Below are 26,742 nucleotides of genomic sequence, written 5' to 3'. Positions count from 1 at the left end.
GCGGTCGTCCACCGATCGGTGGACGACCGCGTCCGTCAGCGGGTCAGACGGCCTCGCCGAGCAGGGCCTGGATGCGGCCCACGCCCTCCACCAGGTCGTCGTCGCCGAGCGCGTACGACAGGCGCAGGTAGCCGCTGGGCCCGAACGCCTCGCCCGGCACGACCGCCACCTCGACCTCGTCGAGGATGAGCGAGGCGAGCTCGGCCGACGTCGTCGGCGTGACGCCGCGGATCGTGCGGCCGAGGACGCCCTCGACCGAGGGGTAGGCGTAGAACGCGCCCTGCGGCGCCGGGCAGCGCACGCCGTCGATCGTCGAGAGCATCTCGACCATCGTGCGGCGGCGCCGGTCGAACGCCGCCCGCATCGTCTCGACGGCCGACAGGTCGCCCGTCAGCGCGGCGACGGCCGCGCGCTGGGACACGTTCGCGACGTTCGACGTCAGGTGCGACTGCAGGTTCGTGGCGGCCTTGATCACGTCGGTGGGCCCGATCATCCAGCCCACGCGCCAGCCGGTCATCGCGTAGGTCTTGGCGACGCCGTTGAGGACGACGGTCGTGTCCGCGAGCTCCGGGACGGCGCGCACGATCGGGGTGAACACCGCGTCGTCGTAGGTCAGGTGCTCGTAGATCTCGTCCGTGACGACCCAGATGCCGTGCTCGAGCGCCCAGCGGCCGATCTCCTGCGTCTGCTCGGGGGAGTACACCGCGCCCGTCGGGTTCGAGGGCGAGTTGAACAGCAGCACCTTGGTCCGGGGGGTCCGGGCCGCCTCGAGCTGCTCGACCGTCACCAGGTAGCCCTGGTCGACGCCCGCGAACACCTCGACGGGCTCGGCGCCCGTCAGGCGGATCGCCTCGGGGTAGGTCGTCCAGTACGGCGCGGGCAGCAGGACCTCGTCACCCGGGTCGAGGAGCGCGGCGAAGGCCTGGAAGACGGCCTGCTTGCCGCCGTTGGTCACCAGCACCTCGGAGGGCTTCACGTCGTAGCCGGAGTCGCGCAGCGTCTTGGCGGCGATCGCCTCGCGCAGCACGGGCAGGCCGGCCGCGGGGGAGTACCGGTGGTTGACCGGGTCCTGCGCCGCGCGCACCGCCGCCTCGACCACGTAGTCCGGCGACGGGAAGTCGGGCTCGCCGGCGCCGAAGCCGATCACCGGCCGGCCGGCGGCCTTGAGGGCCTTTGCCCTGGCGTCGACCGCGAGGGTCGCGGACTCCGCGATCGCGGCGACGCGGGCGGAGACCCTCGCGCGGGTGGACGTCGTCGTCGGGGCGCTGTGCTGGCTCACGCGGACATCCTCGCAGAGGCACGGGGCGGTGCCGCGAGCGGATATCACGACGTGGTACGCGGGCCGTGGGCGAGATCGGCCGACGCCCCGGGGGCGAGGATGGGCGGGTTCGACCGCACCGCCCGGGTCGCGTACAGTGATCACCCGGCGGTTGACGTCCGCCATGATGAAGCACGCCCTCAGGCCACAGCGGTCCTGGGGGGAGCGACGTCGTGGTGGACCAGGTCGTCGTAGGGCAGTGGCGCAATTGGTAGCGCAGCGGTCTCCAAAACCGCAGGTTGCAGGTTCGAGTCCTGTCTGCCCTGCGCACGCGGACCGATCCGTCCCCGAGATCTCTCGGGGCGCGGGTCGGCGTCGTGAGCAGGACCGCCGGTCGGTCCGGCGCGTCGCGTCGGTCCGGCCCGTGCGTCCTCGACCAGCGGTCCCGTCCGGGTGCCGCACGAGACGAGACAGGGGCCTGACGTGAGCGATACCGCTGCCGCCGCGGCGTCCGACGCCGACGGCTCCGCCGCCGACCGGAGCGAGCGCGAGCCGCGCCGCGAGGAGCACAAGCGCGGGCTGTTCGCGCGCATCGCGCTCTTCGTGCGGCAGGTCGTGGCCGAGCTCAAGAAGGTCGTCCGGCCCACCCGCCAGGAGCTCATCACCTACACCAGCGTGGTGCTCGTGTTCGTCACCGTCGTGATGCTCTTCGTCACGCTCATCGACCTGGGCATCGGGAAGCTGACGTTCTGGGTCTTCGGGTGACGCGCGCCGGCTGACGCCGGCGCACCACCCACCCGCGCGGGTCGAGCCCGCGCGACGCCGGCGTGTGCGCCGGCCCCTCACCGAAAGAAAGCAGGTTGCACGTGTCGCAGGAGTCGCAGGAGCCCACGTCGGGCGCCGAGGCCGAGCTCGCGGACGCCCTGGCCTCCGTCGAGGCCGTCGAGGCGAGCGCGGGTGACGAGATCGACGACACGAGCGCCGCCGAGGTCGAGGGCGACGAGGTCGAGGCCGACGAGGTCGAGGTGGCCGAGGTCGAGGTGGCCGACGACAGCGAGGCCGGGGACGCCGACGAGGCCGGACCGGACGACGCAGCCGATGCCGCCGACGACGACGCCACCGACGAGGCCGCGCCCGCGTCGGACGACGAGATCGACCCTGACGAGGACCCCGTCGCCGCGTTCAAGGCGCAGCTGCGCCGCATGCCCGGCGACTGGTACGTCATCCACTCCTACGCGGGCTACGAGAACCGCGTGAAGGCGAACCTCGAGTCGCGCACGCAGAGCCTGAACATGGAGGACTACATCCACCAGGTGGAGGTCCCCATGGAGGAGGTCGTGGAGATCAAGAACGCGCAGCGCAAGGTCGTCAAGCGCGTGCGGATCCCCGGCTACGTCCTCGTCCGCATGGACCTGACCGACGAGTCGTGGGGCGCCGTGCGCCACACGCCGGGCGTCACCGGGTTCGTCGGGCACACGCACCAGCCGGTGCCCCTGACGCTCGACGAGGTCTTCTCGATGCTCGCGCCGACGCTCGAGATCAAGACCCCGGCCCAGCAGGCGGCCGCGTCGTCGAGCAAGCCGGTCGAGGTCGACTTCACGGTCGGCGAGTCGGTCACCGTCACCGACGGCGGGCCCTTCGACACGCTGCCCGCGACGATCTCCGAGATCAACCCCGAGAACCAGAAGCTCAAGGTCCTCGTCTCGCTCTTCGGCCGGGAGACCCCGGTCGAGCTGTCCTTCAGCCAGGTCTCGAAGATCTGACCTCGCTGATCCGCCCCGCGCAGCGGGGTACTGCAACCGGGTCATCGCCCACGGCGTCGGCCCACGACACGAACGGAAGGCATCATGCCCCCCAAGAAGAAGGTCACCGGCCTCATCAAGCTCCAGATCAAGGCCGGCGCGGCCACCCCCGCGCCGCCGATCGGGCCCGCGCTCGGTCAGCACGGCGTGAACATCATGGAGTTCTGCAAGGCCTACAACGCGGCCACCGAGGCGCAGCGCGGCAACGTCATCCCCGTCGAGATCACGGTGTACGAGGACCGCTCGTTCACCTTCATCACGAAGACGCCGCCGGCCGCCGAGCTGATCAAGAAGGCCGCGGGCGTGGCCAAGGGCTCGCCGACGCCGCACACCGTCAAGGTGGCGACGCTCACCAAGGCGCAGGTGCTCGAGATCGCGACCACCAAGCTCGAGGACCTCAACGCGAACGACCTGGACGCGGCGCAGAAGATCATCGCCGGGACCGCGCGCTCGATGGGGATCAAGGTCGAGGCCTGAGCACCGCTCAGTACCGACACGCACGTCCCGTGAGCGCGTCCCGCGCCCACGGACAGGTGGCAGGGCCCATGTGCGGCCCGGATGACCACGACTGCTGAACAAGGAGAGCAAGCAGATGGCAAAGCACAGCAAGGCGTACCGCGCCGCCCTCGAGAAGATCGAGGACGACCGCCTCTACACGCCGCTCGAGGCCGTGCGCCTCGCCAAGGAGACGTCGACCACGAAGTACGACGCGACCGTCGAGGTCGCGTTCCGCCTCGGTGTCGACCCCCGCAAGGCCGACCAGATGGTCCGTGGCACGGTCAACCTGCCCCACGGCACCGGCAAGACGGCCCGCGTCATCGTGTTCGCGAACGGTGAGCGTGCCGAGCAGGCCCGCGCCGCCGGTGCGGACGAGGTCGGCGGCGACGAGCTCATCGCCAAGGTCGCGGACGGCTGGACGGACTTCGACGCCGCCGTCGCCACGCCGGACCTCATGGGCAAGGTCGGTCGCCTCGGCAAGGTCCTCGGACCCCGCGGCCTCATGCCGAACCCGAAGACCGGCACCGTGACGATGGACGTCGCCAAGGCCGTCACGGACATCAAGGGCGGCAAGATCGAGTTCCGGGTCGACCGGCACGCGAACCTGCACTTCATCATCGGCAAGACGTCCTTCCCCGAGGTCTCGCTGGTGGAGAACTACGCCGCCGCGCTCGAGGAGATCCTGCGTCTGAAGCCCGCGTCCTCGAAGGGTCGCTACATCAGCAAGGCGACCGTCTCGACGACCAACGGCCCCGGCATCGCGCTGGACCAGTCCAAGACGCGCAACCTCACGGAGGAGGACGCGGCCTGACGGCCCGCCTCCCGCACGTCCGACGGCCCGGCACCCCGCGAGGGGTGGCCGGGCCGTCGTCCGTCACGGGCCGCCGCCGTGGGGGCGCGCGACGAGGCCCGGTCCCCCCTGCGGACCGGGCCCCGTCCACGCACCGGGAGGGTCCCGCGGCGCGTCAGCCCCTCACCAGGGCAGCCAGGCGGTCACGCACGTGCCGGCCGCGCTCTCGCAGACCAGCCGTACGGGACCCTCGGGGCGGGCGTCGAGACGGAAGTACCCGACCTCGTCGGTGTCGACGCCCGTGACGTCGCCGTCCGGCCGGCGCAGCACGACGCGGCCGGGGCGCGCCGGGATGAGCTGGCCCTCGACGGCGCCGTCGGTGACCTCGACCTCCACGCCGATGCCGTCGCCCTCGAAGACGAGGGTCCGCGACGGCTGACCGCTGCGGTCGCGGACCCCCGTCAGCTCGCCCGCGGTGCACGAGTCGTGCACCAGGGAGAGCAGCAGCAGGTCCGTCGCCAGCTCGTCACGCAGCGCGAGCATGCCGCGGTGCGCGTGGAACGCGGTCGTCGCCGCGGTGGTGACCCGGCGCACCGCGTCGTCCTCCGTGACCGCGCGGACGAGGTCGCCGGCGAGCACGTCGTCGTCCTCCCACGCGTCCGCGGGGCGCGGCTGCGGCAGGCTCACGTCATCCGAGTGCCAGCACATCGCGGCCTCCTTCGCCGAGCACGGGGCCTGACGGCACCGCGAGATAGGTGCGGATCGCCTCCGTCTGACGCAGTCGCGCCAGACCGCGCTGCCGCGTCGGGCCGATCGACCCGACGGGGATGCCGAGGCGGGTCGACACCTCCTGGTAGCTGGGCGGTGGATCGGTGGACAGCAGGAGCAGCAGCTCGCGCTGGTGCGGGGGCAGCTCGGCGAGCGCGGCGCGCAGCGCGGCGTGCCGCTCGCTGCGCAGCAGCTCGCCGTCGAGCTCGACGTCGTCCTGGCCGTCGAGCCGGCCCGTCGTCGGGTCGACGGGGATCGACCGGCGCGACAGGTTGGTCATGCGGATGCACTCGTGCCGCGTCGCCGTCGAGATCCAGCCGGGCAGAGCAGCGGGTTCCCGCAGGTCAGCGAGGTGCTCCAGCAGGTTGAGCCACACGGTCTGCGCGACGTCCTCGGCCTGCTGCGGCGTGAGCCGGAACTGCCGCACGCGCGCCATCACGAGGTTCGTGTGGCGGCGCACGATCTCGGCCCATGACCCCTCGTCGCCCGTGAGCGCACCCGCCACGAGCTGTGACGTGGTGCGTTCGTCGTAGGGCAGGCCCAGCTGTTCTCGGCTGCTCACGGCACGACTCCTTCGCCTGTCGGGTTCGTCCCGAAGGCCATCATGACGCTCGACGAGGCAGGTGCCCAACATGGTTACGCTCCCGGCAGGATCTGCAACGCCTTGCCGAAGCCCGCGACGGGCTTACCGGCGGCGAGCAGGGCGTTGACGGCCTCGGGGCCCGACACCCCGAGCTCGGTCATCGTGCGCGCGATCGCGCCCGCGACCTGGGGTGCGGCGAAGGACGTGCCGACCCAGCGGGCGAAGGGGTTCTCGCCGAACTCCGCACCGCTGCCGAAGGCCGGGTTCTGGCGGCCCTCGACGTACGTCGACACGACGTCCTCCCCGACGGTCGAGATGTCCACCCAGGGGCCGCGGCTCGACCACGTCGTCGGCCGGAGCTCGGCCGTCAGGCCTCCGACGGCGACGACCCGGCCGAAGGCGGCGGGGTAGGTCGGCACCGCGTCCCCGTAGTTGCCCGCGGACGCGACGATCACGCTGACGCTTCCTCGCTCGTCCTCGATCTCCCGGACCACGTCGAGCGCGACGCCGAGCGGGACGGAGGCCTCGCCGAAGAGCGTCTGGGTTCCCAGCGAGAGGTTGACGACGTGCGCGCCGTCGCGCACGGCCCGGATCAGCGCGGACGCGACGTCGAGCTCGCAGCCGGCGCCGCCCGGGCCGACGGCCTTGTACACGCGGATCTCCGCGCCGGGTGCAACGCGTGCCACGACGCCGGCGACGAACGTCCCGTGGCCGGCGTACACGTCGAGCCACCCGTCCCGTGGCTCGGCGTCGAGCGGGTCGATGTTCGAGTCGTCGTGCGCGGTGGACGCGTCGTCGTGCGCGACCCGCGGCACGTCGGCGAGCCATCCGTCGCTGCGGGGGTCCTGGGTGACGCCCGTGTCGATGACGGCCACGACCACGCCCTCGCCGTAGCGGGGACCCGCTGCCTGGTAGGCGGGGAAGTCCGCGACCTGGGGTGCGAACTCGCCGGAGTTCGGCTTCATGATCGGTCGTCCGCCCAGGGGGGTCACGTACGACATCGAGACGGCGTGCCCACGTCCCTGCAACGACCTGACGAGCTCCCGCACGTCCTCGTTCGTCCCGGGCACCGCCTGCCTCAGCCGGACGACCCTGCCCTCGAGCTCGGGGTGGCCCAGCGGCACGACCTCGAGGCCGGCCCCGCCCTCCTCGGTCTGGATGTCGTCCCAGGTCGCGGTGGCGGCGAGGATCTCGCCCGCGACCGGGAAGACGTCGGACCCGTAGTCGTTCTGGACCACCTCGAGCTCGGGGGCCTCGCGGCGTGTCCACCCGGTCCGGAGGCGCTCGATGACGGCCTCCCGCCGACGCTGGACGGCCTCGTCGGCGTCGTCGTCCGGCGACAGCGACCGGCCGAGACCCCGCAGGTACCCGGAGCCTGGACCCCTCAACCCGACCATCGCGGCGGGGCCGACGCGGCCCTCGGGCGACCACCGACCAGTCGCGCGTCGTAGTCGTCGGCGAACGGCCGGCCGGCGGGCCTGCCGGGGAATCGGGCCACGGGGTGCTCCTCATCTCGGATCGGTACGGTCCTCGCCAGTGCAGAGGGTCCGGGTGCCGTGCTTGATACGTCCGGGGCACTAAAATCCCAGGGTGCAGCCCCCCGAGTCCACGACGCCCCTGGTGACGTCGCGCGCCGAGGTGCTCGCGCAGGCCCGTCGGCTCGAGTCGGAGATCGACGCGGACCCGGCCGGGACCCGGCTCCGTGCGGCCGACCTCGCCGAGCAGGCGCGGGCCCACCACCACCCGGAGGCACTGGTCTGGGCCCTGCGGGCGCTGGCCGTCCTCAGTAGGCACGAAGGCGACCCGGCCGGTGCCGTCGCGATGCTCGACGACGCGCTCGCCCTCGCGCGGCGCGCGGGGCTCGCGACACCCGGGGCGTGGGTGCTCGCCAGCCGCTCGGTCGCGCAGCTGGAGCTCGGCCGCACCGCTCGCGCGCGGACCGACGCGTCGGCGGCGCTGCGGATCGTCGACGAGCGCCGCGGCGACGACCCCGAGCTCGACGACCTGCACGCTCGGATCCAGCTCCAGCTCGCCGTGATGGATCACAACGCCGGCCGCCTCGTCGAGGCCGAGGCCCGGTACCGGTCGATCGTGCGCGAGGTGGCGCCCGGCAGCGCGAATCTCGTGCGGGCGGCGAACAACCTCGCGCTCGTGCTCGTGGCGCGCACCGAGTACACGGAGGCGCTGCGCTGGGCCCAGCTCGCGGTCGACGGTGCAGCCCGCCTGGGGCCGTCGCTGCGCTCGTGGCCCTACCTGACGCGGGCCCTCATCGAGGTGCAGACCGGGCGGCTCGCGGACGGACTGCGTGACCTGGAGCGTGCGGCGCGGGCGTCGCAGGAGGCCGGGCAGTCTCCCGGTGAGTACTACGTCGAGTACGCGGAGACGATGCGCGAGCTCCGGCTCCTGCCGGAGGCCGCGGCTGCCGGCCGCCGCGCGCTGGACGAGCTGGCCGCGGCCGGTGGCGGGCTGGTGGAGGTCGACGCGCGCATCTCGTTGGCGGAGACGCTGCTGATGCTCGGCGACGCCGTCGGAGCGGCGGAACAGGCGGAGACGGCCCGCGTCCGCGCGCGTGCGCAGCGCCGCCCGGGTGCGCACGACCGCGCCGTGCTCATCGCCGTCCGCGCCCGGGCGAGGGCCGGTGACGCGGGCCCCGCCGACCTCGCCGCGGTCCGTCGTGCCGCAGGACGGTTGGAGCGCGCGCGTGAGCTCGGATCCGCCGCGGACGCGCACCTCGAGGGCGGCAGGCTCGCGGCCGCCCTCGCGATGCCCCGGCGCGCCGACCGCCACCTCACCGCAGCGGCATCGCTCGCCCGTCGCGGACCGCTCTCCGTGCGGCTGCGGGGGCGGCTGGCCGCGGCGCTGGCGGGACGCCTCGGCGGCGTCGACGACGACGTGCTGCGTGAGTGCCGGGCAGGCCTGCGCGACCTCGCGCGCCACCGCGACGCGCTGCCGACGATGGAGCTGCAGGCGCTGGCGTCGGGTCACGGGGCGCAGCTGGGGGAGCTGGGGCTCGAGGTCGTGGTCCGGCAGGGTCGCCCGCCGCCGTGCTGCGCTGGATGGAGCAGACGCGCGCGGCGGCCCTGCAGGCACGGCTGCCCGTCGTCGCACCGGAGCCGGAGGGACCGACCCGTGCGGTGCCGCACGACGGCGTCGCTCCGGGTGCGGAGCAGGAGGACCGTGAGTCCGCGCATGCGGCCGCCCGGCAGCGTGCGGTGATCGTCGCGGACGACGAGCTCGCGGACGCCCGCCGTTCCGCCTGGCTCGAGGACGTCGCGGGCGCGCCGTCGCGCGTGACGAGCGTGCCCGGCATCGGGACCGTCCGCGCCGCGCTCGGGGGGCGGGTCCTGGTCGAGTACGGGCGGCACGGCGACCGGTTCGTCGCCGTCGTCGTCGACGCCGCGCGCGCCCGCGTCGTCGACCTCGGCGAGGTCGCCGGCGACGTCGGGGACACCCTGCGCGCGCTCGTCTTCGCGCTGCGTCGGATGGTCGACCCGAGCAGCCGTGCCGCGGCGGAGGCCGCGCGGGCGAGCGCCGACCTGCGGATCGCACGCCTGCGGGCGACGCTGGTCGAGCCGCTCGGGCTGTCGCCGGACGCCGAGCTCGTCGTCGTGCCGGTGGGTGTGCTGCACGGTGCCCCCTGGTCCGCGCTGCACGACGGCCCGGTCGCGCTCGCGCCGTCGGCCGCTGCCTGGTTGCGGACCCGGGCCCGCGTGCCCGCCCCCGACCGGCCCGTGGTCCTGGTCGCGGGACCCGACCTGCGGGGCGCGCAGGACGAGGTCGAGGCGCTGCGCGCGCTGCACCGCGACGTGCAGGTGCTGGGCGCGCAGGACAGCCGTGCCGACGCGGTGGTCGCCGCGGTGGCGGCGGCCGACCTCGCACACCTCGCGTGCCACGGCGCGCTGCGCTCCGACAACCCGATGTTCTCGTCGGTGGTGCTGGCCGACGGGCCCGTGACCGTGCAGGAGCTGCACCGGGCGGGGGTGGCGCCCCGTCGGCTCGTCCTCGCGTCCTGCCACTCCGGCGCGGACGTGGCGTACGAGGGCGACGAGGTGCTCGGGCTGGTGTCGGCGATTCTGTCGCGCGGCACCGCCGGCGTCGTCGCCTCCATCGCGGCGGTGCCGGACGTCGAGGTGGTCGACCTCATGCTCGCGCTGCACCGCCGGCTGGCCGCGGGGGAGACGATGGCGCGGGCCCTGCACGGCGCGCGCGGCGAGATCGACCGGGACACGCCCGCGGGCTTCGTCAACTGGTGCACGTTCAGCGCGCACGGTGCCGCCTGAGGGTCTGTCCGACCCCATCCGCCATCTGAGATCCACCTGCCGCCGCGCAGGCCCGCCGCCCTACGCTGCCCCGCACGACCCATAGCGGGTCAAACCGGGCATTGCGGGCAGCGAGGTGGCGGGGTGGGTGCAGACCAGCTCGGCGCGCTCGCGGTGCTGCCGCTCGTCGCGCTGATCGTCCTCGTCCTGCGCGCGGCGACCCGGGAGGACGTCGCCGTCGACGCCCTGCCGACGTCCCCGGACCCCGCTGACGTGCCGCCCGCCCCCGGGGAGGTCGTGGCCGCGCGCGACACCGTCCGGGCCGCGGCGTCGCGCGTCGCGCGTCTGCTGCCCTGGGTGGTGACGGCTGTCGGCGTCCACCTGCTGCACGTCCTGGACCCGGCGTGGGCGTCCGCGGTGGTGCGCGCCCCGCCGGCGGCACCGCGGTCGCCGCCCTGCTCGCGGGCTGCGTGGTCGGGCTCGTCGCGACGACGTGGCGTGGGGCGGACCGGGCGGCGCGGACGGCGCTTGCCGCCATGGCACTCGGGGCGGGTGCGAACCTGCTGGTCGTCGGCGTCAACGGCGGCATGCCCCTGGACGTCGGGGCGGCGCGCGCCGCCGGTCTCCCGGAGTCGGCGGTCGTGGCGCCGGTGTCCGGGCACGTCGTCGCGGGCGAGGGCACGCACCTGCTCGCCCTCGGTGACGTGTTCCCCGTCCCTGGCGCGGGTGTGGTCCTGAGCGCGGGGGACGTGCTCCTGGGGGCGGGGGCGGCCGGTCTGCTCGTCGCGACGGCGGCGGGCCCGCGACGCCGGGAGCGTGCGTCCGGGAGCGCGCAGGCGCGGGTGGCGGTCGCCGTGCTCACCGAGCGCCGGTCCGGGTGACCGTGGATTTGGTCGTACCCCCGGGCATGTCGTAGTCTCGTCGGTGCCCAAGACCGCCGGTCGTCGGTCCGCTCGTCGGACCGGCCGAAGCTCCGCGTGACGCGGGGGCCTGCGCAGGTGAGAGTTCATCGCACGTCCTGTGCTGCACGTGGCCCGACCGGGCCGGTGCGGCGTCGAGCCCCGCGCCTGCGCGGGGCTCTCGTCGTTCCTGCGGCAGCGAGGTTCGCGCCCGGTGGCACCACCATCGGAAGGAATGCCATGGCGAGGCCGGACAAGGCTGCCGCTGTCGCGGAGCTGACGGAGCGCTTCCGCGGCTCGAACGCGGCCGTGCTGACCGAGTACCGCGGGCTCACCGTCGCGCAGCTCAAGGCGCTGCGCAAGGCGCTCAGCGGCAACGCGCACTACGCCGTGGTGAAGAACACGCTGACCGCGATCGCGGCCAAGGATGCCGGCCTCGAGGGCCTCGACGACGCGCTCGCGGGCCCGTCGGCGATCGCCTTCGTCACCGGTGACCCGGTCGAGGCGGCCAAGGGACTGCGTGACTTCGCCAAGGCGAACCCCGCACTGGTCATCAAGGCGGGCGTCCTCGACGGCCGCCCCGTGACCGCTGCGGACATCACCAAGCTCGCGGACCTCGAGTCCCGTGAGGTCCTGCTGGCCAAGGCGGCCGGCGCGATGAAGGCCAAGCTCTACCAGGCCGCGTACCTGTTCACGGCTCCTGCCTCGCAGGCCGTGCGCACCGTCGAGGCCCTGCGCGCGAAGCGCGAGGAGTCCGACGCCGCAGCCTGAGCCCGACGCTCCGGCCGCACGCTCACGTAGCACGCCCAGCACCTCCCGCCGTCCGAGAATCGGGCAGCGGGTCCGAACGGAAGGAACCGCCACCATGGCGAAGCTCAGCACCGACGAGCTCATCGACGCGTTCAAGGACCTCACGCTCATCGAGCTGTCCGAGTTCGTGAAGGCGTTCGAGGAGACCTTCGAGGTCACCGCCGCCGCTCCGGTCGCCGCCGCGGCCCCCGCCGGCGCCGGTGGCGCCGCCGAGGCCGAGGTCGAGGAGGAGAAGGACTCGTTCGACGTCGTCCTCGAGGCTGCCGGCGAGAAGAAGATCCAGGTCATCAAGGAGGTGCGCACGCTCACGAGCCTCGGTCTGAAGGAGGCCAAGGACCTCGTCGACGGCGCGCCGAAGCCGGTCCTTGAGGGTGTCAACAAGGAGACGGCCGAGAAGGCCAAGGCTGCGCTCGAGGGCGCGGGCGCCACGATCACGCTCAAGTGATCTGCGCCGGCCGCGAGGCCGGCGCCAGTGCTGACGAGGCCCGGTCCCCTGTGGGGGACCGGGCCTCGTGCCGTCCCCGGTGACGGAGCGGCCGCGCAGGAGGCCTCGCGCGGCCCGCGCCGCACCCTGAGACGCCCTGTCCGTGATGTCCGGATCGTCGATACTGTCGTCGGCGCGGACGTGGCGTCCGCGCGCAGGGCCCCCGGCCGTGCGCCCGAGCTGCGGCCAGGAGGCGGGCATGAGTGCGGGCCAGCTCCTCGTGCTGCTCGTCGTCCCCGTGCTCGCGCTCGTGGTGGTCCTCGTGCGGGGCGAGGGTGTCGCAGCGCTCGCGCACGTCCGGGTGCGGGGACTGCCGTGGGTGCTCGTGGGCGCGCTCGTCCAGGTCGTCCGTACCGCCGACCCGGCGTGGGCCGGTGGGCTCCTGCACACCGCGGGCGGAGTGCTGCCACCCCTCGCGCTCGCCGTGTGCGCGACGGGGTTCGTGCTCGCGAACGCCGGCCGCGCGGGGCGGGCGGCGCGGCTCGCGCTCGCGGCCGTGCTGGCGGGTGCGGCCGCCAACGCGCTCGCCACGGCCCTCAACGGCGGCATGCCCTTCTCCGTGGACGCAGCGCGGACGGCCGGGATCGCGCCCGAGCACGTCGCGGCGCCGACACCGGGCCACGTCCCCGTCGGTCCCGACACCGACCTGGTCGCGCTGTCGGACGTCATCGGCCTGCCCGGCCTCGGCGTCGTCCTCAGCATCGGCGACCTGCTCCTGTGGGGCGGCCTCGCGGCCGTCCTCGTGCTCGGCGTCCGCCGGGCCGCAGAACCCACCGGTGACCCCGGTGAGAAGCACCACCCCACCCAGGCGGGCGTCGTGCCCGCGACCGAGAGGAGCACCCGATGAGCAAGCCCACCCGCGAGCGCATGTACGTCACCACCGCGAGCGTCGTGACAGTCGTCCTGGCCGTCTACGCGTTCGCCGCCCCCTACACGCAGGGGCACTGATCCGGGCGGCCCCTGAGGGGTCGCGCCGAGGTCGCGGGGTCACACGTCGGCAGGACGTGTGACCCCGCACCGTTTCCCCGCCGGGGAGGGTGTGTCACCATGGCACGCGGCGACGACGAGGTCGCCGGTACGGGCGGTGTGGCCCGTGGTGGGCTCCCTCTGGGCTGACTTGAAGTTGCCCACGAAGGCGCGTACGCTAGCGCTTTGCGCTGGCCTGTGCCCGCGACCTCAGATATCCCGACCCCGGTTCCGACGTACGCGCGTCGGACCTCGTGTCGTGGCCGGGGGGTTGCGCCTTGCCAGGCGGCGCAGCGTGCCACGATCCGCAGGGAAGGACCCCTCTTGGCTGCCTCGCGCATCCCTAATGCACCGTCCGCCGACGCCATCGCGAACCGCACCGCATCCCGTCGCATCTCCTTCGCCAAGATCCACGAGCCTCTCGAGGTCCCCGACCTCCTCGGTCTGCAGACCGAGAGCTTCGACTGGCTGCTGGGCAACGAGCGCTGGCAGGCCCGTGTGGCCGCCGCTCTCGAGGCCGGACGGACGGACGTGCCGGAGACCGCGGGGCTGGAGGAGATCTTCGAGGAGATCTCCCCGATCGAGGACTTCGGCGGGACGATGTCCCTCTCCTTCCGCGAGCACCGCTTCGAGCCGCCGAAGTACACGGCCGAGGAGTGCAAGGAGAAGGACTTCACGTTCGCCGCACCGCTGTTCGTGACCGCCGAGTTCGTCAACTACACGACCGGCGAGATCAAGTCGCAGACCGTCTTCATGGGTGACTTCCCCCTGATGACCGAGCGCGGCACCTTCATCATCAACGGCACCGAGCGCGTCGTCGTGTCCCAGCTCGTGCGCTCCCCGGGCGTGTACTTCGAGCGGACCGCGGACAAGACGTCCGACAAGGACGTCCTCACCGCCAAGGTCATCCCGAGCCGCGGCGCCTGGCTCGAGTTCGAGATCGACAAGCGCGACAACGTCGGCGTGCGCGTCGACCGCAAGCGCAAGCAGAACGCGACCGTGCTGCTCAAGGCGCTCGGCATGTCGGAGGGCGAGATCCGCGAGGAGTTCGCCGACTACCCCGCCGTCATCGACACCCTCGAGAAGGACCACGTCCAGACCCAGGACGAGGCGCTGCTCGACCTGTACCGCAAGATCCGCCCGGGCGAGCCGCCGACCGTCGAGGCCGGCCGCGCGCTGCTCGAGAACTTCTACTTCAACCCCAAGCGCTACGACCTGGCCAAGGTCGGTCGCTACAAGGTGAACAAGAAGCTCGGCCAGGACGCCCCGCTGTCCGACTCCGTGCTCACGCTGTCGGACGTCGTCGCGACCATCAAGTACCTCGCCGCGCTCCACATCGACAAGCCCACGCTGCCCGGCACGCGCAGCGGCGAGTCGATCGAGATCCGCGTCGAGCCGGACGACATCGACCACTTCGGCAACCGTCGCATCCGCGCGGTCGGCGAGCTCATCCAGAACCAGGTCCGCACGGGCCTGTCGCGGATGGAGCGCGTCGTGCGCGAGCGCATGACGACGCAGGACGTCGAGGCGATCACCCCGCAGACCCTGATCAACATCCGCCCTGTGGTGGCGTCGATCAAGGAGTTCTTCGGCACGTCGCAGCTGTCGCAGTTCATGGACCAGAACAACCCGCTCGCGGGCCTGACGCACAAGCGTCGCCTGTCCGCGCTCGGCCCGGGTGGTCTGTCCCGCGACCGCGCCGGCATGGAGGTCCGTGACGTCCACACGTCGCACTACGGCCGCATGTGCCCGATCGAGACGCCCGAGGGCCCGAACATCGGCCTCATCGGCTCGCTCGCGACGTACGGGCGGATCAACCCGTTCGGCTTCGTCGAGACGCCCTACCGGCGCGTCGTCGACGGCGTCGTCTCGGACGAGGTCGACTACCTCACGGCCGACGACGAGGACCGGCACATCATCGCGCAGGCCAACGCGCCGCTGACCAACGAGGGCCTCTTCGTCGAGGACGCCGTGCTCGTGCGCACCAAGGGCGGCGAGCCCGACCTGGTGCCCGGCGCGAACGTCGACTACATGGACGTCTCGCCGCGCCAGATGGTCTCGGTCGCCACCGCGCTCATCCCGTTCCTCGAGCACGACGACGCGAACCGTGCCCTCATGGGTGCCAACATGCAGCGCCAGGCCGTGCCGCTGGTCCGCTCCGAGGCGCCGCTGGTCGGCACCGGCATGGAGCGGCGTGCGGCGGTCGACGCGGGCGACGTCATCGTGGCGACCAAGCCCGGTGTCGTCACCGAGGTGTCCGCCGACCTCGTCGTCGTCGCCAACGACGACGCGACGACGTCGACGTACCGCATCGCCAAGTTCCGGCGCTCCAACCAGGGCACCTGCTACAACCAGCGGGTCCTGGTCGAGCACGGCGCGCGCGTCGAGGTCGGCTCCGTGCTGGCCGACGGCCCGGCGACGGACGAGGGCGAGCTGGCGCTCGGCCGCAACCTGCTCGTGGCGTTCATGTCGTGGGAGGGCCACAACTACGAGGACGCGATCATCCTGTCGCAGCGCCTCGTGCAGGACGACGTGCTGTCCTCGATCCACATCGAGGAGCACGAGGTCGACGCGCGCGACACCAAGCTCGGCCCGGAGGAGATCACGCGGGACATCCCGAACGTCTCCGAGGAGGTCCTGGGTGACCTGGACGAGCGCGGCATCATCCGCATCGGTGCCGAGGTCGCGGCGGGCGACATCCTCGTCGGCAAGGTCACGCCCAAGGGCGAGACCGAGCTGACCCCGGAGGAGCGCCTGCTGCGCGCCATCTTCGGTGAGAAGGCCCGCGAGGTCCGCGACACGTCGCTCAAGGTCCCGCACGGCGAGTCGGGCACGGTCATCGAGGTCCGCACGTTCAGCCGCGACGACGGCGACGAGCTGCCGGCCGGCGTGAACGAGCTGGTCCGCGTGTACATCGCGCAGCGCCGCAAGATCACGGACGGCGACAAGCTCGCCGGCCGTCACGGCAACAAGGGCGTCATCTCCAAGATCCTGCCCGTCGAGGACATGCCGTTCCTCGAGGACGGCACGGCCGTGGACGTGGTGCTCAACCCGCTCGGCGTCCCGGGGCGCATGAACGTCGGCCAGGTGCTCGAGACGCACCTGGGCTGGGTGGCCAAGCAGGGCTGGGACATCCAGCTCGCCGAGGGCGATGTCTCGTGGCGCGACGGCGTCCCTGACGCCGTGGCGAGCTCGAAGCCCGGCAACCCCGTCGCCACCCCGGTGTTCGACGGTGTTCCCGAGAAGACCCTCACCGGTCTGCTCGGCTCGACGCTCCCCAACCGGGACGGCGAGCGCATGGTCAAGGGCGACGGCAAGGCGCGGCTCTTCGACGGCCGCTCCGGCGAGCCGTTCCCGGAGCCCGTGTCCGTCGGCTACATGTACATCCTCAAGCTGCACCACCTGGTGGACGACAAGATCCACGCCCGCTCCACCGGCCCGTACTCGATGATCACGCAGCAGCCGCTGGGTGGTAAGGCGCAGTTCGGTGGCCAGCGGTTCGGCGAGATGGAGGTGTGGGCCCTCGAGGCGTACGGCGCTGCCTACACGCTGCAGGAGCTCCTCACCATCAAGTCGGACGACGTCCCGGGCCGCGTCAAGGTCTACGAGGCGATCGTCAAGGGCGAGAACATCCCGGACTCCGGCATCCCCGAGTCGTTCAAGGTCCTGCTCAAGGAGATGCAGTCGCTCTGCCTGAATGTCGAGGTGCTGTCCTCCGACGGCGTGTCGATCGACATGAAGGAGAACGACGACGAGGTCTACCGCGCTGCGGAAGAGCTCGGCATCGACCTGTCGCGGCGCCCGAACGCCAGCAGCGTCGAAGAGATCTGACGTCGAGCCCCGGGCCGGCCACGCTCGCGCGAAGCCGGACCGGGTGCCCGCACCCCTCAGCACGATTTCCGTTCCGCCGGTTCTCGAAACCGGCAAGCGAAGGAAGTAGGACCCCCTTGCTCGACGTCAACGTCTTCGACGAGCTGCGCATCGGCCTTGCCTCGGCCGACGACATCCGTGCCTGGTCGCACGGCGAGGTGAAGAAGCCCGAGACCATCAACTACCGCACCCTCAAGCCGGAGAAGGACGGGCTCTTCTGCGAGAAGATCTTCGGCCCCACCCGGGACTGGGAGTGCTACTGCGGCAAGTACAAGCGCGTGCGCTTCAAGGGCATCATCTGCGAGCGCTGCGGCGTCGAGGTGACGCGCTCGAAGGTGCGCCGTGAGCGCATGGGCCACATCGAGCTGGCCGCCCCCGTCACGCACATCTGGTTCTTCAAGGGTGTGCCGTCGCGGCTGGGCTACCTGCTCGACCTGGCGCCGAAGGACCTGGAGAAGGTCATCTACTTCGCGGCCTACATGATCACGTGGGTCGACGTGGACGGTCGCCAGGAGGACCTCCCGAACCTCCAGAACGAGATCGACCTGGAGAAGAAGGAGATCTCGGACCGGCGCGACAACGACATCAACACCCGCGCCACCAAGCTCGAGGCCGACCTGGCCGAGCTCGAGGCCGAGGGTGCCAAGGCCGACGCGCGCCGCAAGGTGCGCGACTCCGCCGAGCGCGAGATGGCCCAGCTGCGCAAGCGGTCGGACGCCGAGCTCGACCGCCTCGAGCAGGTCTGGGACCGGTTCAAGAACCTCAAGGTCGCGGACCTCGAGGGCGACGAGATGCTGTATCGCGCGCTGCAGGACCGCTACGGCAACTACTTCGAGGGCTCGATGGGCGCCGCGGCGATCCAGAAGCGTCTCGAGGCGTTCGACCTGGTGGCCGAGGGTGACTCGCTGCGCGAGACCATCCGCAGCGGCAAGGGGCAGCGCAAGACCCGTGCCCTTAAGCGGCTCAAGGTCGTCAACGCGTTCCTCACGACGAACAACTCGCCGACGGGCATGGTCCTGGACGCGGTCCCGGTCATCCCGCCGGACCTGCGCCCGATGGTCCAGCTCGACGGTGGCCGCTTCGCCACGTCGGACCTGAACGACCTGTACCGCCGCGTCATCAACCGGAACAACCGCCTCAAGCGGCTGCTCGACCTCGGCGCGCCCGAGATCATCGTCAACAACGAGAAGCGGATGCTCCAGGAGGCCGTCGACTCGCTGTTCGACAACGGCCGCCGCGGACGTCCGGTGACCGGTCCGGGCAACCGCCCGCTCAAGTCGATCTCGGACATGCTCAAGGGCAAGCAGGGTCGTTTCCGTCAGAACCTGCTCGGCAAGCGTGTCGACTACTCGGGCCGCTCGGTCATCGTCGTCGGCCCGCAGCTCAAGCTCCACCAGTGCGGCCTGCCCAAGCAGATGGCGCTCGAGCTCTTCAAGCCGTTCGTCATGAAGCGCCTCGTCGACCTGAACCACGCGCAGAACATCAAGTCGGCCAAGCGCATGGTCGAGCGCGCGCGTCCCGTCGTCTGGGACGTGCTCGAGGAGGTCATCACGGAGCACCCGGTGCTGCTGAACCGCGCACCCACGCTGCACCGTCTGGGCATCCAGGCGTTCGAGCCCCAGCTCGTCGAGGGCAAGGCGATCCACCTGCACCCGCTCGTCTGCGCCGCGTTCAACGCGGACTTCGACGGCGACCAGATGGCCGTCCACCTGCCCCTGAGCGCCGAGGCGCAGGCCGAGGCCCGCATCCTCATGCTCTCGAGCAACAACATCCTCAAGCCGTCCGACGGCCGCCCGGTGACCATGCCCTCGCAGGACATGATCATCGGTCTGTTCCACCTGACCTCCGACAAGGAGGACCCGGAGGGCCAGGGCCGTGGGTTCAGCTCGGTGTCCGAGGCGATCATGGCGTTCGACCAGGGGAGCCTCGACCTCAACGCGGTCGTGAAGATCCGCTTCGACGACCTGGTCCTCTCCGAGGAGCAGGCGCCCGAGGGCTGGGTGCCCGGCCAGACGCACACGTACGAGACGACGCTGGGCCGCGCGCTCTTCAACGAGCTGCTGCCCGTCGACTACCCGTACGAGAACGGCGTGGTCGACAAGAAGCGCCTGTCGGTCATCGTCAACGACCTGGCCGAGCGGTACCCGAAGGTCGAGGTCGCGGCCTCGCTCGACGCGCTGAAGGAGGCCGGCTTCCGCTGGGCCACCCGCTCGGGCGTCACGATCGCGATCTCCGACGTCGCCACGCCGGCGGAGAAGCAGGGGATCCTCGACGAGCACGAGGCGCGCGCGGCGAAGGTGCAGGGCCAGTACGAGAAGGGCCTGATCACCGACGACGAGCGTCGTCAGGAGCTCATCGAGATCTGGACGAACGCCACCGACAAGGTCGCCAAGGCGATGCAGGCCAACTTCCCGCCCCGCAACACGGTGTTCCGCATGGTCGGCTCCGGCGCGCGTGGCAACTGGATGCAGGTCCGTCAGATCGCGGGCATGCGTGGCCTGGTGGCCAACCCGAAGGGCGAGATCATCCCGCGCCCGATCAAGGCGAACTACCGCGAGGGCCTGTCCGTCCTCGAGTACTTCATCGCGACGCACGGTGCCCGCAAGGGTCTGGCGGACACCGCGCTGCGGACCGCCGACTCGGGGTACCTCACGCGTCGTCTGGTGGACGTCTCGCAGGACGTCATCGTCCGCGAGGAGGACTGCGGCACCGAGCGCGGCCTGACCATGCCGATCGGCGTGGCGGCGGCCGACGGCACGCTGCGGCGCCACGACAAGGTCGAGACGTCCGTGTTCTCGCGGACCCTCTCGACCGACATCGAGGTGGACGGGGCCGTCGTCGGTCACGCCGGAGACGACGTGGGCGACGTGCTGCTCGACCGTCTCCTGGAGACGGGTGTCACCGAGCTCAAGATCCGCTCGGTGCTCACCTGCGAGTCCCGCGTCGGCACGTGCGCCAAGTGCTACGGCCGGTCGCTGGCCACGGGCAAGCTCGTCGACATCGGCGAGGCCGTCGGCATCATCGCGGCCCAGTCGATCGGTGAGCCCGGCACCCAGCTGACGATGCGGACGTTCCACACCGGTGGTGTGGCCTCGGCCGACGACATCACGCAGGGTCTGCCGCGTGTCCAGGAGCTCTTCGAGGCCCGCACCCCCAAGGGTGAGGCGCACATCGCGGAGTTCTCGGGCCGGGTCGCCATCGAGGAGACCGACCGCGCCCGCGCGATCGTCCTCACGCCGGACGACGGCTCCGAGGAGATCAGGTACCCGATCACGAAGCGGTCGCGCCTGATCATGCAGGACGGCGACCACGTGTCGGTCGGCACCCAGCTGGTGCAGGGCGCCGTCGACCCGAAGAAGGTGCTGCGCATCCTCGGCCCGCGTGCCACGCAGAAGCACCTGGTGGACGAGGTCCAGGAGGTCTACCGCTCGCAGGGCGTGGACATCCACGACAAGCACATCGAGGTCATCGTGCGGCAGATGCTGCGGCGCGTGACGGTGCTCGACTCCGGTGAGACGGGCCTGCTGCCCGGCGAGCTGGCCGAGCGTGGTCGCTTCGAGGACTTCAACCGCAAGGCGGTCTCCGAGGGCGGTCAGCCGGCCTCGGGTCGTCCCGAGCTCATGGGCATCACGAAGGCGTCGCTCGCGACGGACTCGTGGCTCTCGGCGGCCTCCTTCCAGGAGACGACGAAGGTGCTCACCGAGGCCGCGATGTCGAGCCGTTCGGACCCGCTGCTGGGCCTGAAGGAGAACGTCATCCTCGGCAAGCTCATCCCCGCCGGCACCGGGCTGCCCCGGTACCGGAACGTGGCGGTGGAGGCGACCGAGGAGGCGAAGGCCGAGCTGTACCCGGCCTTCGGCTACGACGAGATCGACTTCCCGGCGCTGGGTCTGGGCACCGGCGAGGCGATCCCGCTCGAGGACATCGACTTCGGCGACTACCGCTGAGGTCGACCACCTCCCAGCATGACCCCGAGGGGCCCGTCGGTTCGTCCGACGGGCCCCTCGGGCGTCCGGGGCGGTCGGCGCGCGCCCAGGGCCCCCGGGCCCTGTCGTGCACCGACGGGCGTCGAGACGATCACCGCGTGAGACGACGACGGCACTGCTCCGCGCGTGGCGACCAGGGCGCCGGGACCCTGGAGTACCTCGGCATCGTGGCGGTGGCCGCGCTGCTGGTCGTCGCCGTGGTGGTGGGCGTGCGCGCCGCCGGGCCGTCGCAGTGGGTCGCGGCCGCCGTCTGCGACATCCGCTCGGCCTTCTCCCAGGCCGGCGACTGCGGTGGCGACGACGCGCCGACCACCTACGGCGGCCAGGACGAGGACGGACTGACGGCCGCGGCTCCACGGGAGGGCGGCAACGGCTCGTCGTCGGACGGCGCCGAGCAGGAGGACTCGACGTCCCCCGAGTACGCGAACGCCTCCGACGAGCGGGGCGAGGCCGACCCGGAGCGCGTGGCCGGCGCCCTGGAGGACCTGCGGGACGCGCTCGAGGGCGGGTTCTTCGGGGTCCGCACGGGCGACCTGGAGGACGCCCGTGAGGCCGTGGAGGGGCTCAACGGTCCCGAGCTGGACGCTCTCATCGCGTCGATGGACGACGAGGAGCTCGAGCACTGGGTCGGCCAGATGGACGACGGCTGGTTGCAGGGCGGGTGGTCGCGCGAGGAGCGCCGCGAGCTCTGGGAGCTGCTGGCGACGCGCGCGTCGAAAGAGACCCTGGACCGCCTCTCGCAGTTCACGGACGAGCTCCAGCCGTCGTTCGACGAGGTCGGCGGTGACGAGGCCCGGGACAAGCCCGACAGCCCGCGGAACGTCGGCGAGTACGGCGAGGTGCCGCACGACCTCTTCGTGGAGGGGCCGAGCCCCGAGGACATCCAGCAGGGCTCCATCGGCGACTGCTGGTGGATGGCGTCGCTGGGCGCGATCGCGCAGGCGGACCCCGGGATCATCGAGGACGCCATCACCGTGAACGCCAACGGCACGTACACGGTCCGGCTCTACGACGACGGCCGACCGGTCGACATCACGGTCACACCCGAGATGGTGCTGGTCGACGGTGCGCCGGCACTGGCCCGGTCGCCGCAGTACCTGCTGGCTGATGACACGACCCTCGGCTACGAGCTGTGGCCCATGGTGATGGAGAAGGCGCTGGCGCTGCACTACGGCGACTACGAGAAGATCGAGGGCGGATGGCCGGCGGACGGCATGGCCGCTCTGACCGGCCGGGAGTCGACGAGCCACGACACCGACGACGTGTCGATCCAGGAGCTCGCCTCGACGCTGTCCGACGGCGGCGCCGTCGGCGTGGCCTCGCTGACCAAGGAGGACGCGAAGAAGAGTGCCTACTATCAGGGCGATGCGGGGGCGGACGTCCTGTACGCCAACCACGCGTACTACCTGCAGTCCGTGGACGTGGACGGCGGCACCGTGACCCTCGTGAACCCGTGGGGGATCGCGCGCAACCCGCCGATCACGATGCCGTACGCCGACTACCTGGAGCAGTTCCGCCAGGTCGACGTGAACGAGGTGAGCTAGATGGTGCGGGGTCGACGCGCGTGGTCCTGGGTGGTCGTGGTCGGGCTGGTGCTCGCCCTCGGGGCGTGCAGCGACGAACCGCAGGAGCAGCCCGAGGGTGCCGTCCAGCTGCGGGAGAACCTGCCGACGCCGGTCGGTGAGCTGAACCTGGTCGCGGGCAACATCTGGGACGAGTCGATCGTCCTGTCCGTCGACGACGGCGACGGTGCGGCTCAGAACGCCGGGCTCTCGGTGGGGGAGCGCGCGACGATCAAGGGCCGCACGTTCGAGCTCTTGTCGATCCACGAGGACATGGAGGAGTCGGCGCCCGGCGGGTCCGGGAGCTATGCCTGGGTGCTGCCGGTCGACTGACCCGTCGCTGTGGATCCCGTCCCTGGGGGAGACGGCGACGAGGCGGCCGGCCCGGCTAGCATCTGGCAGTCACCCGCTCACGGGTGGACGAGCGCGGCGCGCGCAGGTGCATCGAGACGGGACGGGGTCGCTGGTGGGACGAGGTGGACGAGCGGTTCGCACCGCTGTGGTCGTCGGGGTGGTCGCGTTGCTCGCGGCCTGCGGTGCGCAGGGGCCGGACGTGCCCGAGGGGGCTGTTCAGCTCGAGGCGGGCGAACCCGTCGAGGTCGGCGGACTGACCCTCACCGCTGCCAACTTCGGGGAGGACAGCATCTCGCTGATCGCCTCCGACGGTGAGGACTACGACGAGGCCGTCGACCTGACGGTCGGTCAGCCGGGCGAGGTCAAGGGCAGGACCTTCGAGCTCGTGGCGGTGGAGGTCGAGGGCACGGGCGACGACGTCGACCAGGCGACCGGCTCCGCCTGGGTGCTGCCGGTCGAGTGACGGCGCCACCACGGGCACGTGCGGGGCGCCGACCTCCTCCTTTGACGCTCTGTTCAGTGCCAGGTAACGTAGGACACCGTGCCCGCGCCGTCGGGCCCTTGCGCGTGCACTCGGCCGAACCCTCACGGGCGGCACGAGTCGCACCGGGTGGCTTCCACCTCCGCCGGATCACTCCTTCGGGACGATCGCGGTGCGGAGGACCAGGACGACACGCCCGGGCGCGGGGGTCGGTGCGGGACGCAAGACCCCCCGGGGTAGTCGCGCGACGGGCGACGATCCGGAAGCTCGCCGGCCGTCCAGGGTGACGGGTGCCGGTCAGACCAGAGATCACCGACAGACGGAGATGCAGTGCCTACGATTCAGCAGCTGGTCCGCAAGGGCCGGCAGGCGAAGACGAACAAGTCGAAGACGCCTGCCCTGAAGGGCTCCCCCCAGCGGCGCGGTGTGTGCACCCGCGTCTACACGACCACCCCGAAGAAGCCGAACTCCGCGCTCCGCAAGGTCGCGCGCGTGCGCCTCTCGTCGGGCATCGAGGTCACCGCCTACATCCCGGGTGTCGGTCACAACCTGCAGGAGCACTCCATCGTGCTCGTGCGCGGCGGCCGTGTGAAGGACCTCCCCGGTGTCCGCTACAAGATCGTGCGCGGTGCGCTCGACACGCAGGGCGTCAAGAACCGCAAGCAGGCACGCAGCCGCTACGGCGCGAAGAAGGGCTGAGACAGATGCCTCGCAAGGGTCCCGCTCCGAAGCGGCCGCTGATCATCGACCCGGTCTACGGATCGCCGGTCGTCACGCAGCTCATCAACAAGGTGCTCCTCGACGGCAAGAAGACCGTCGCCGAGTCCATCGTCTACGGCGCGCTCGAGGGCGTCCGTGACAAGACGCAGTCCGACCCGGTCGTCGTGCTCAAGCGCGCGCTGGACAACGTGCGTCCGTCCATCGAGGTCAAGTCCCGCCGCGTCGGTGGTGCCACCTACCAGGTCCCGATCGAGGTCCGCCCCGTGCGGTCCACGACGCTCGCGCTCCGCTGGCTGACGGACTTCTCCCGCGCACGTCGTGAGAAGACCATGACCGAGCGCCTCATGAACGAGATCCTCGACGCCTCGAACGGCCTCGGTGCCGCGGTCAAGCGCCGCGAGGACATGCACAAGATGGCCGAGTCCAACCGGGCGTTCGCGCACTACCGCTGGTGACCCCTGCGCTCGCCGCGGGCCGCCTGGAGACAGGCGCGGCCCGCGGCGACGCGAACGGCACCACCTCAAAGCCAACCGACAAGGGGCTACCACGTGGCACTGGACGTGCTGACGGACCTCACGAAGGTCCGCAACATCGGCATCATGGCGCACATCGATGCCGGCAAGACGACAACCACCGAGCGGATCCTGTTCTACACGGGGGTCAACTACAAGATCGGTGAGACGCACGACGGCGCCTCCACGATGGACTGGATGGAGCAGGAGCAGGAGCGCGGCATCACGATCACGTCGGCCGCGACGACCTGCTACTGGCACGACAACCAGATCAACATCATCGACACGCCCGGCCACGTGGACTTCACGGTCGAGGTGGAGCGTTCGCTCCGCGTCCTCGACGGCGCCGTCGCCGTCTTCGACGGCAAGGAGGGTGTCGAGCCCCAGTCCGAGACGGTGTGGCGGCAGGCGGACAAGTACGACGTCCCCCGCATCTGCTTCGTCAACAAGATGGACAAGCTCGGCGCGGACTTCTACTTCACGATCGACACCATCGTGAACCGCCTCAAGGCCAAGCCGCTGGTCATCCAGCTGCCGATCGGCTCCGAGAACGACTTCATCGGTGTCGTCGACCTGGTCGAGATGCGCGCGCTCGTGTGGCGCGGCGAGACGGCCCTGGGCGAGAAGTACGAGATCGAGGACATCCCCGCCGACCTCGTCGAGAAGGCCGAGGAGTACCGCGGCCACCTCATCGAGGCCGTCGCCGAGACCTCCGAGGAGCTGCTCGAGAAGTACCTGGGCGGCGAGGAGCTCACGGTCGCGGAGATCAAGGCCGGCATCCGCCAGCTGACGATCACCTCGCAGGCGTACCCCGTCCTGTGCGGCTCGGCGTTCAAGAACAAGGGCGTGCAGCCCATGCTCGACGCCGTCATCGACTACCTCCCGACGCCCCTGGACGTGCCGGCCGTCGTCGGTCACGACGTCAAGGACGCCGAGCTCGTGGTCGAGCGCCACCCCGACGCGACGGAGCCGTTCTCGGCCCTCGCGTTCAAGGTCGCGTCGCACCCGTTCTTCGGCAAGCTGACGTACGTCCGGGTGTACTCCGGCCGCGTCGAGTCGGGCGCCCCGGTGCTCAACTCGACCAAGGGCAAGAAGGAGCGCATCGGCAAGCTGTTCCAGATGCACTCCAACAAGGAGAACCCGGTCGCGGAGGCCCAGGCGGGTCACATCTACGCGTTCATCGGCCTGAAGGACGTCACCACGGGTGACACCCTCTGCGACCCGAGCGCGCCCGTGATCCTCGAGTCGATGACCTTCCCGGAGCCCGTCATCGACGTGGCCATCGAGCCGAAGACGAAGGGTGACCAGGAGAAGCTCTCCGTGGCCATCCAGAAGCTCGCCGAGGAGGACCCGACCTTCCGCGTCAAGCACGACGACGAGACCGGCCAGACCGTCATCGGCGGCATGGGCGAGCTCCACCTCGACATCCTCGTCGACCGCATGCGGCGCGAGTTCAAGGTCGAGGCCAACGTCGGCAAGCCGCAGGTCGCGTACCGCGAGACGATCCGTCGTGCCGTCGTCAAGATCGACTACGTGCACAAGAAGCAGACCGGTGGCTCGGGCCAGTACGCGAAGGTCCAGATGACCTTCGAGCCGCTGGACCCTGCCGAGGGCGAGCTGTACGAGTTCGAGAACAAGGTCACCGGTGGCCGCATCCCGCGCGAGTACATCCCGTCGGTCGACGCCGGGATCCAGAGCGCGATGCAGCTGGGCGTCCTCGCGGGCTACCCGCTCGTGGGCGTCAAGGCGATCCTGCTCGACGGTGCCGCGCACGACGTCGACTCCTCGGAGATGGCGTTCAAGATCGCCGGCTCGATGATCCTCAAGGAGGCGGTGCGCAAGGCGGACCCGGCCCTCCTGGAGCCGATCATGGCCGTCGAGGTGCGTACGCCCGAGGAGTACATGGGCGACGTCATCGGCGACATCAACTCCCGTCGCGGCATGATCCAGTCCATGGAGGACGCGACGGGCGTGAAGGTCGTCCGCGCGCAGGTGCCGCTCTCGGAGATGTTCGGGTACGTCGGCGACCTGCGGTCCAAGACCCAGGGTCGTGCCGTCTACTCCATGCAGTTCGACAGCTACGCCGAGGTTCCTCGGAACGTTGCCGAGGAGATCATCAAGAAGACCCGGGGCGAGTAGT

Annotated in this window: 22 protein-coding genes and 1 tRNA gene; 19 read left to right on the top strand and 4 right to left on the bottom strand. The window is 71.4% G+C overall.

What is annotated here, in order from left to right:
• Window positions 1–43: 43 nt before the first annotated feature.
• On the bottom strand, window positions 44–1,279 hold the full coding sequence (locus tag OKX07_RS14450) for a pyridoxal phosphate-dependent aminotransferase (protein ID WP_265628767.1): 1,236 nt from the start codon (window positions 1,277–1,279) through the stop codon (window positions 44–46).
• A 232-nt stretch (window positions 1,280–1,511) separates the two neighbouring features.
• On the opposite strand from OKX07_RS14450, the gene OKX07_RS14445 reads away from it, so the two are divergent.
• The 5 genes from OKX07_RS14445 (at window position 1,512) to rplA (ending at window position 4,369) form a co-directional block, all read left to right on the top strand.
• Window positions 1,512–1,584, top strand: a tRNA-Trp gene (locus OKX07_RS14445).
• 157 nt (window positions 1,585–1,741) lie between these two features.
• Window positions 1,742–2,023 carry a preprotein translocase subunit SecE gene (gene secE, locus OKX07_RS14440; protein ID WP_265628766.1) on the top strand — a complete coding sequence of 94 codons (282 nt, stop codon included), beginning with the start codon at window positions 1,742–1,744 and terminating at the stop codon, window positions 2,021–2,023.
• Between the two features lie 101 nt (window positions 2,024–2,124).
• Window positions 2,125–3,021, top strand: a complete 897-nt coding sequence (gene nusG / locus OKX07_RS14435; protein ID WP_265628765.1) for a transcription termination/antitermination protein NusG — start codon at window positions 2,125–2,127, stop codon at window positions 3,019–3,021.
• Between the two features lie 84 nt (window positions 3,022–3,105).
• Window positions 3,106–3,537 (top strand): 50S ribosomal protein L11, encoded by a 432-nt coding sequence (rplK, locus tag OKX07_RS14430; RefSeq protein ID WP_265628764.1) that lies wholly within the window; start codon window positions 3,106–3,108, stop codon window positions 3,535–3,537.
• A gap of 115 nt (window positions 3,538–3,652) precedes the next feature.
• Window positions 3,653–4,369 carry a 50S ribosomal protein L1 gene (gene rplA, locus OKX07_RS14425; RefSeq protein ID WP_265628763.1) on the top strand — a complete coding sequence of 239 codons (717 nt, stop codon included), beginning with the start codon at window positions 3,653–3,655 and terminating at the stop codon, window positions 4,367–4,369.
• Window positions 4,370–4,531: 162 nt separating this feature from the next.
• Here rplA and OKX07_RS14420 read toward each other — a convergent pair whose 3' ends face one another.
• The 3 genes from OKX07_RS14420 to OKX07_RS14410 all read right to left on the bottom strand — a co-directional run bounded on the left by OKX07_RS14420 (window position 4,532) and on the right by OKX07_RS14410 (window position 7,087).
• Window positions 4,532–5,035 (bottom strand): hypothetical protein, encoded by a 504-nt coding sequence (locus OKX07_RS14420; RefSeq protein WP_265628762.1) that lies wholly within the window; start codon window positions 5,033–5,035, stop codon window positions 4,532–4,534.
• A 1-nt stretch (window position 5,036) separates the two neighbouring features.
• Window positions 5,037–5,678 carry an RNA polymerase sigma factor gene (locus OKX07_RS14415; RefSeq protein ID WP_265628761.1) on the bottom strand — a complete coding sequence of 214 codons (642 nt, stop codon included), beginning with the start codon at window positions 5,676–5,678 and terminating at the stop codon, window positions 5,037–5,039.
• Window positions 5,679–5,752: 74 nt separating this feature from the next.
• Complete coding sequence (locus tag OKX07_RS14410; protein ID WP_265628760.1) at window positions 5,753–7,087, bottom strand: S8 family peptidase; 1,335 nt, start codon at window positions 7,085–7,087, stop codon at window positions 5,753–5,755.
• 202 nt (window positions 7,088–7,289) lie between these two features.
• On the opposite strand from OKX07_RS14410, the gene OKX07_RS14405 reads away from it, so the two are divergent.
• From OKX07_RS14405 to fusA, 14 genes are all read left to right on the top strand, one after another.
• Complete coding sequence (locus OKX07_RS14405; protein ID WP_265628759.1) at window positions 7,290–8,915, top strand: hypothetical protein; 1,626 nt, start codon at window positions 7,290–7,292, stop codon at window positions 8,913–8,915.
• Entirely contained in the window at window positions 8,912–9,979 is a 1,068-nt protein-coding gene (locus OKX07_RS14400) for a CHAT domain-containing protein (RefSeq protein WP_265628758.1), read from the top strand. Before OKX07_RS14405 ends, OKX07_RS14400 begins: the two co-directional genes overlap by 4 nt.
• 383 nt (window positions 9,980–10,362) lie before the next feature.
• Entirely contained in the window at window positions 10,363–10,839 is a 477-nt protein-coding gene (locus tag OKX07_RS14395; RefSeq protein WP_265628757.1) for a DUF5317 family protein, read from the top strand.
• 258 nt (window positions 10,840–11,097) lie between these two features.
• Window positions 11,098–11,628 carry a 50S ribosomal protein L10 gene (gene rplJ / locus OKX07_RS14390; RefSeq protein WP_265628756.1) on the top strand — a complete coding sequence of 177 codons (531 nt, stop codon included), beginning with the start codon at window positions 11,098–11,100 and terminating at the stop codon, window positions 11,626–11,628.
• A 94-nt stretch (window positions 11,629–11,722) separates the two neighbouring features.
• The gene (gene rplL / locus OKX07_RS14385) at window positions 11,723–12,112 is read left to right on the top strand and encodes a 50S ribosomal protein L7/L12 (protein ID WP_265628755.1); all 390 of its coding nucleotides are present in this window, start codon (window positions 11,723–11,725) and stop codon (window positions 12,110–12,112) included.
• A 238-nt stretch (window positions 12,113–12,350) separates the two neighbouring features.
• The gene (locus OKX07_RS14380) at window positions 12,351–12,998 is read left to right on the top strand and encodes a DUF5317 family protein (protein ID WP_265628754.1); all 648 of its coding nucleotides are present in this window, start codon (window positions 12,351–12,353) and stop codon (window positions 12,996–12,998) included.
• Between the two features lie 443 nt (window positions 12,999–13,441).
• Window positions 13,442–16,948 carry a DNA-directed RNA polymerase subunit beta gene (gene rpoB / locus OKX07_RS14375; protein WP_265628753.1) on the top strand — a complete coding sequence of 1,169 codons (3,507 nt, stop codon included), beginning with the start codon at window positions 13,442–13,444 and terminating at the stop codon, window positions 16,946–16,948.
• A 116-nt stretch (window positions 16,949–17,064) separates the two neighbouring features.
• The gene (locus OKX07_RS14370; RefSeq protein WP_265628752.1) at window positions 17,065–20,934 is read left to right on the top strand and encodes a DNA-directed RNA polymerase subunit beta'; all 3,870 of its coding nucleotides are present in this window, start codon (window positions 17,065–17,067) and stop codon (window positions 20,932–20,934) included.
• 137 nt (window positions 20,935–21,071) lie between these two features.
• Window positions 21,072–22,517 carry a C2 family cysteine protease gene (locus tag OKX07_RS14365; RefSeq protein WP_265628751.1) on the top strand — a complete coding sequence of 482 codons (1,446 nt, stop codon included), beginning with the start codon at window positions 21,072–21,074 and terminating at the stop codon, window positions 22,515–22,517.
• A complete protein-coding gene (locus OKX07_RS14360; protein ID WP_265628750.1) occupies window positions 22,518–22,868 on the top strand; it encodes a hypothetical protein in 351 nt (116 codons plus the stop codon).
• Between the two features lie 178 nt (window positions 22,869–23,046).
• Window positions 23,047–23,352, top strand: a complete 306-nt coding sequence (locus tag OKX07_RS14355; protein WP_265628749.1) for a hypothetical protein — start codon at window positions 23,047–23,049, stop codon at window positions 23,350–23,352.
• Window positions 23,353–23,700: 348 nt separating this feature from the next.
• Entirely contained in the window at window positions 23,701–24,069 is a 369-nt protein-coding gene (gene rpsL / locus OKX07_RS14350) for a 30S ribosomal protein S12 (RefSeq protein WP_013117883.1), read from the top strand.
• 5 nt (window positions 24,070–24,074) lie between these two features.
• Entirely contained in the window at window positions 24,075–24,545 is a 471-nt protein-coding gene (gene rpsG / locus OKX07_RS14345) for a 30S ribosomal protein S7 (RefSeq protein WP_265628748.1), read from the top strand.
• 93 nt (window positions 24,546–24,638) lie between these two features.
• Complete coding sequence (gene fusA, locus OKX07_RS14340) at window positions 24,639–26,741, top strand: elongation factor G (RefSeq protein WP_265628747.1); 2,103 nt, start codon at window positions 24,639–24,641, stop codon at window positions 26,739–26,741.
• The last annotated feature ends 1 nt before the right edge of the window (window position 26,742 follow it).

The sequence above is a fragment of the Cellulomonas sp. S1-8 genome, assembly GCF_026184235.1.
Lineage (GTDB): Bacteria > Actinomycetota > Actinomycetes > Actinomycetales > Cellulomonadaceae > Cellulomonas.
Note: the sequence above shows the minus strand (reverse complement) of the source record. Positions and strands in the feature narration are given on the sequence as shown.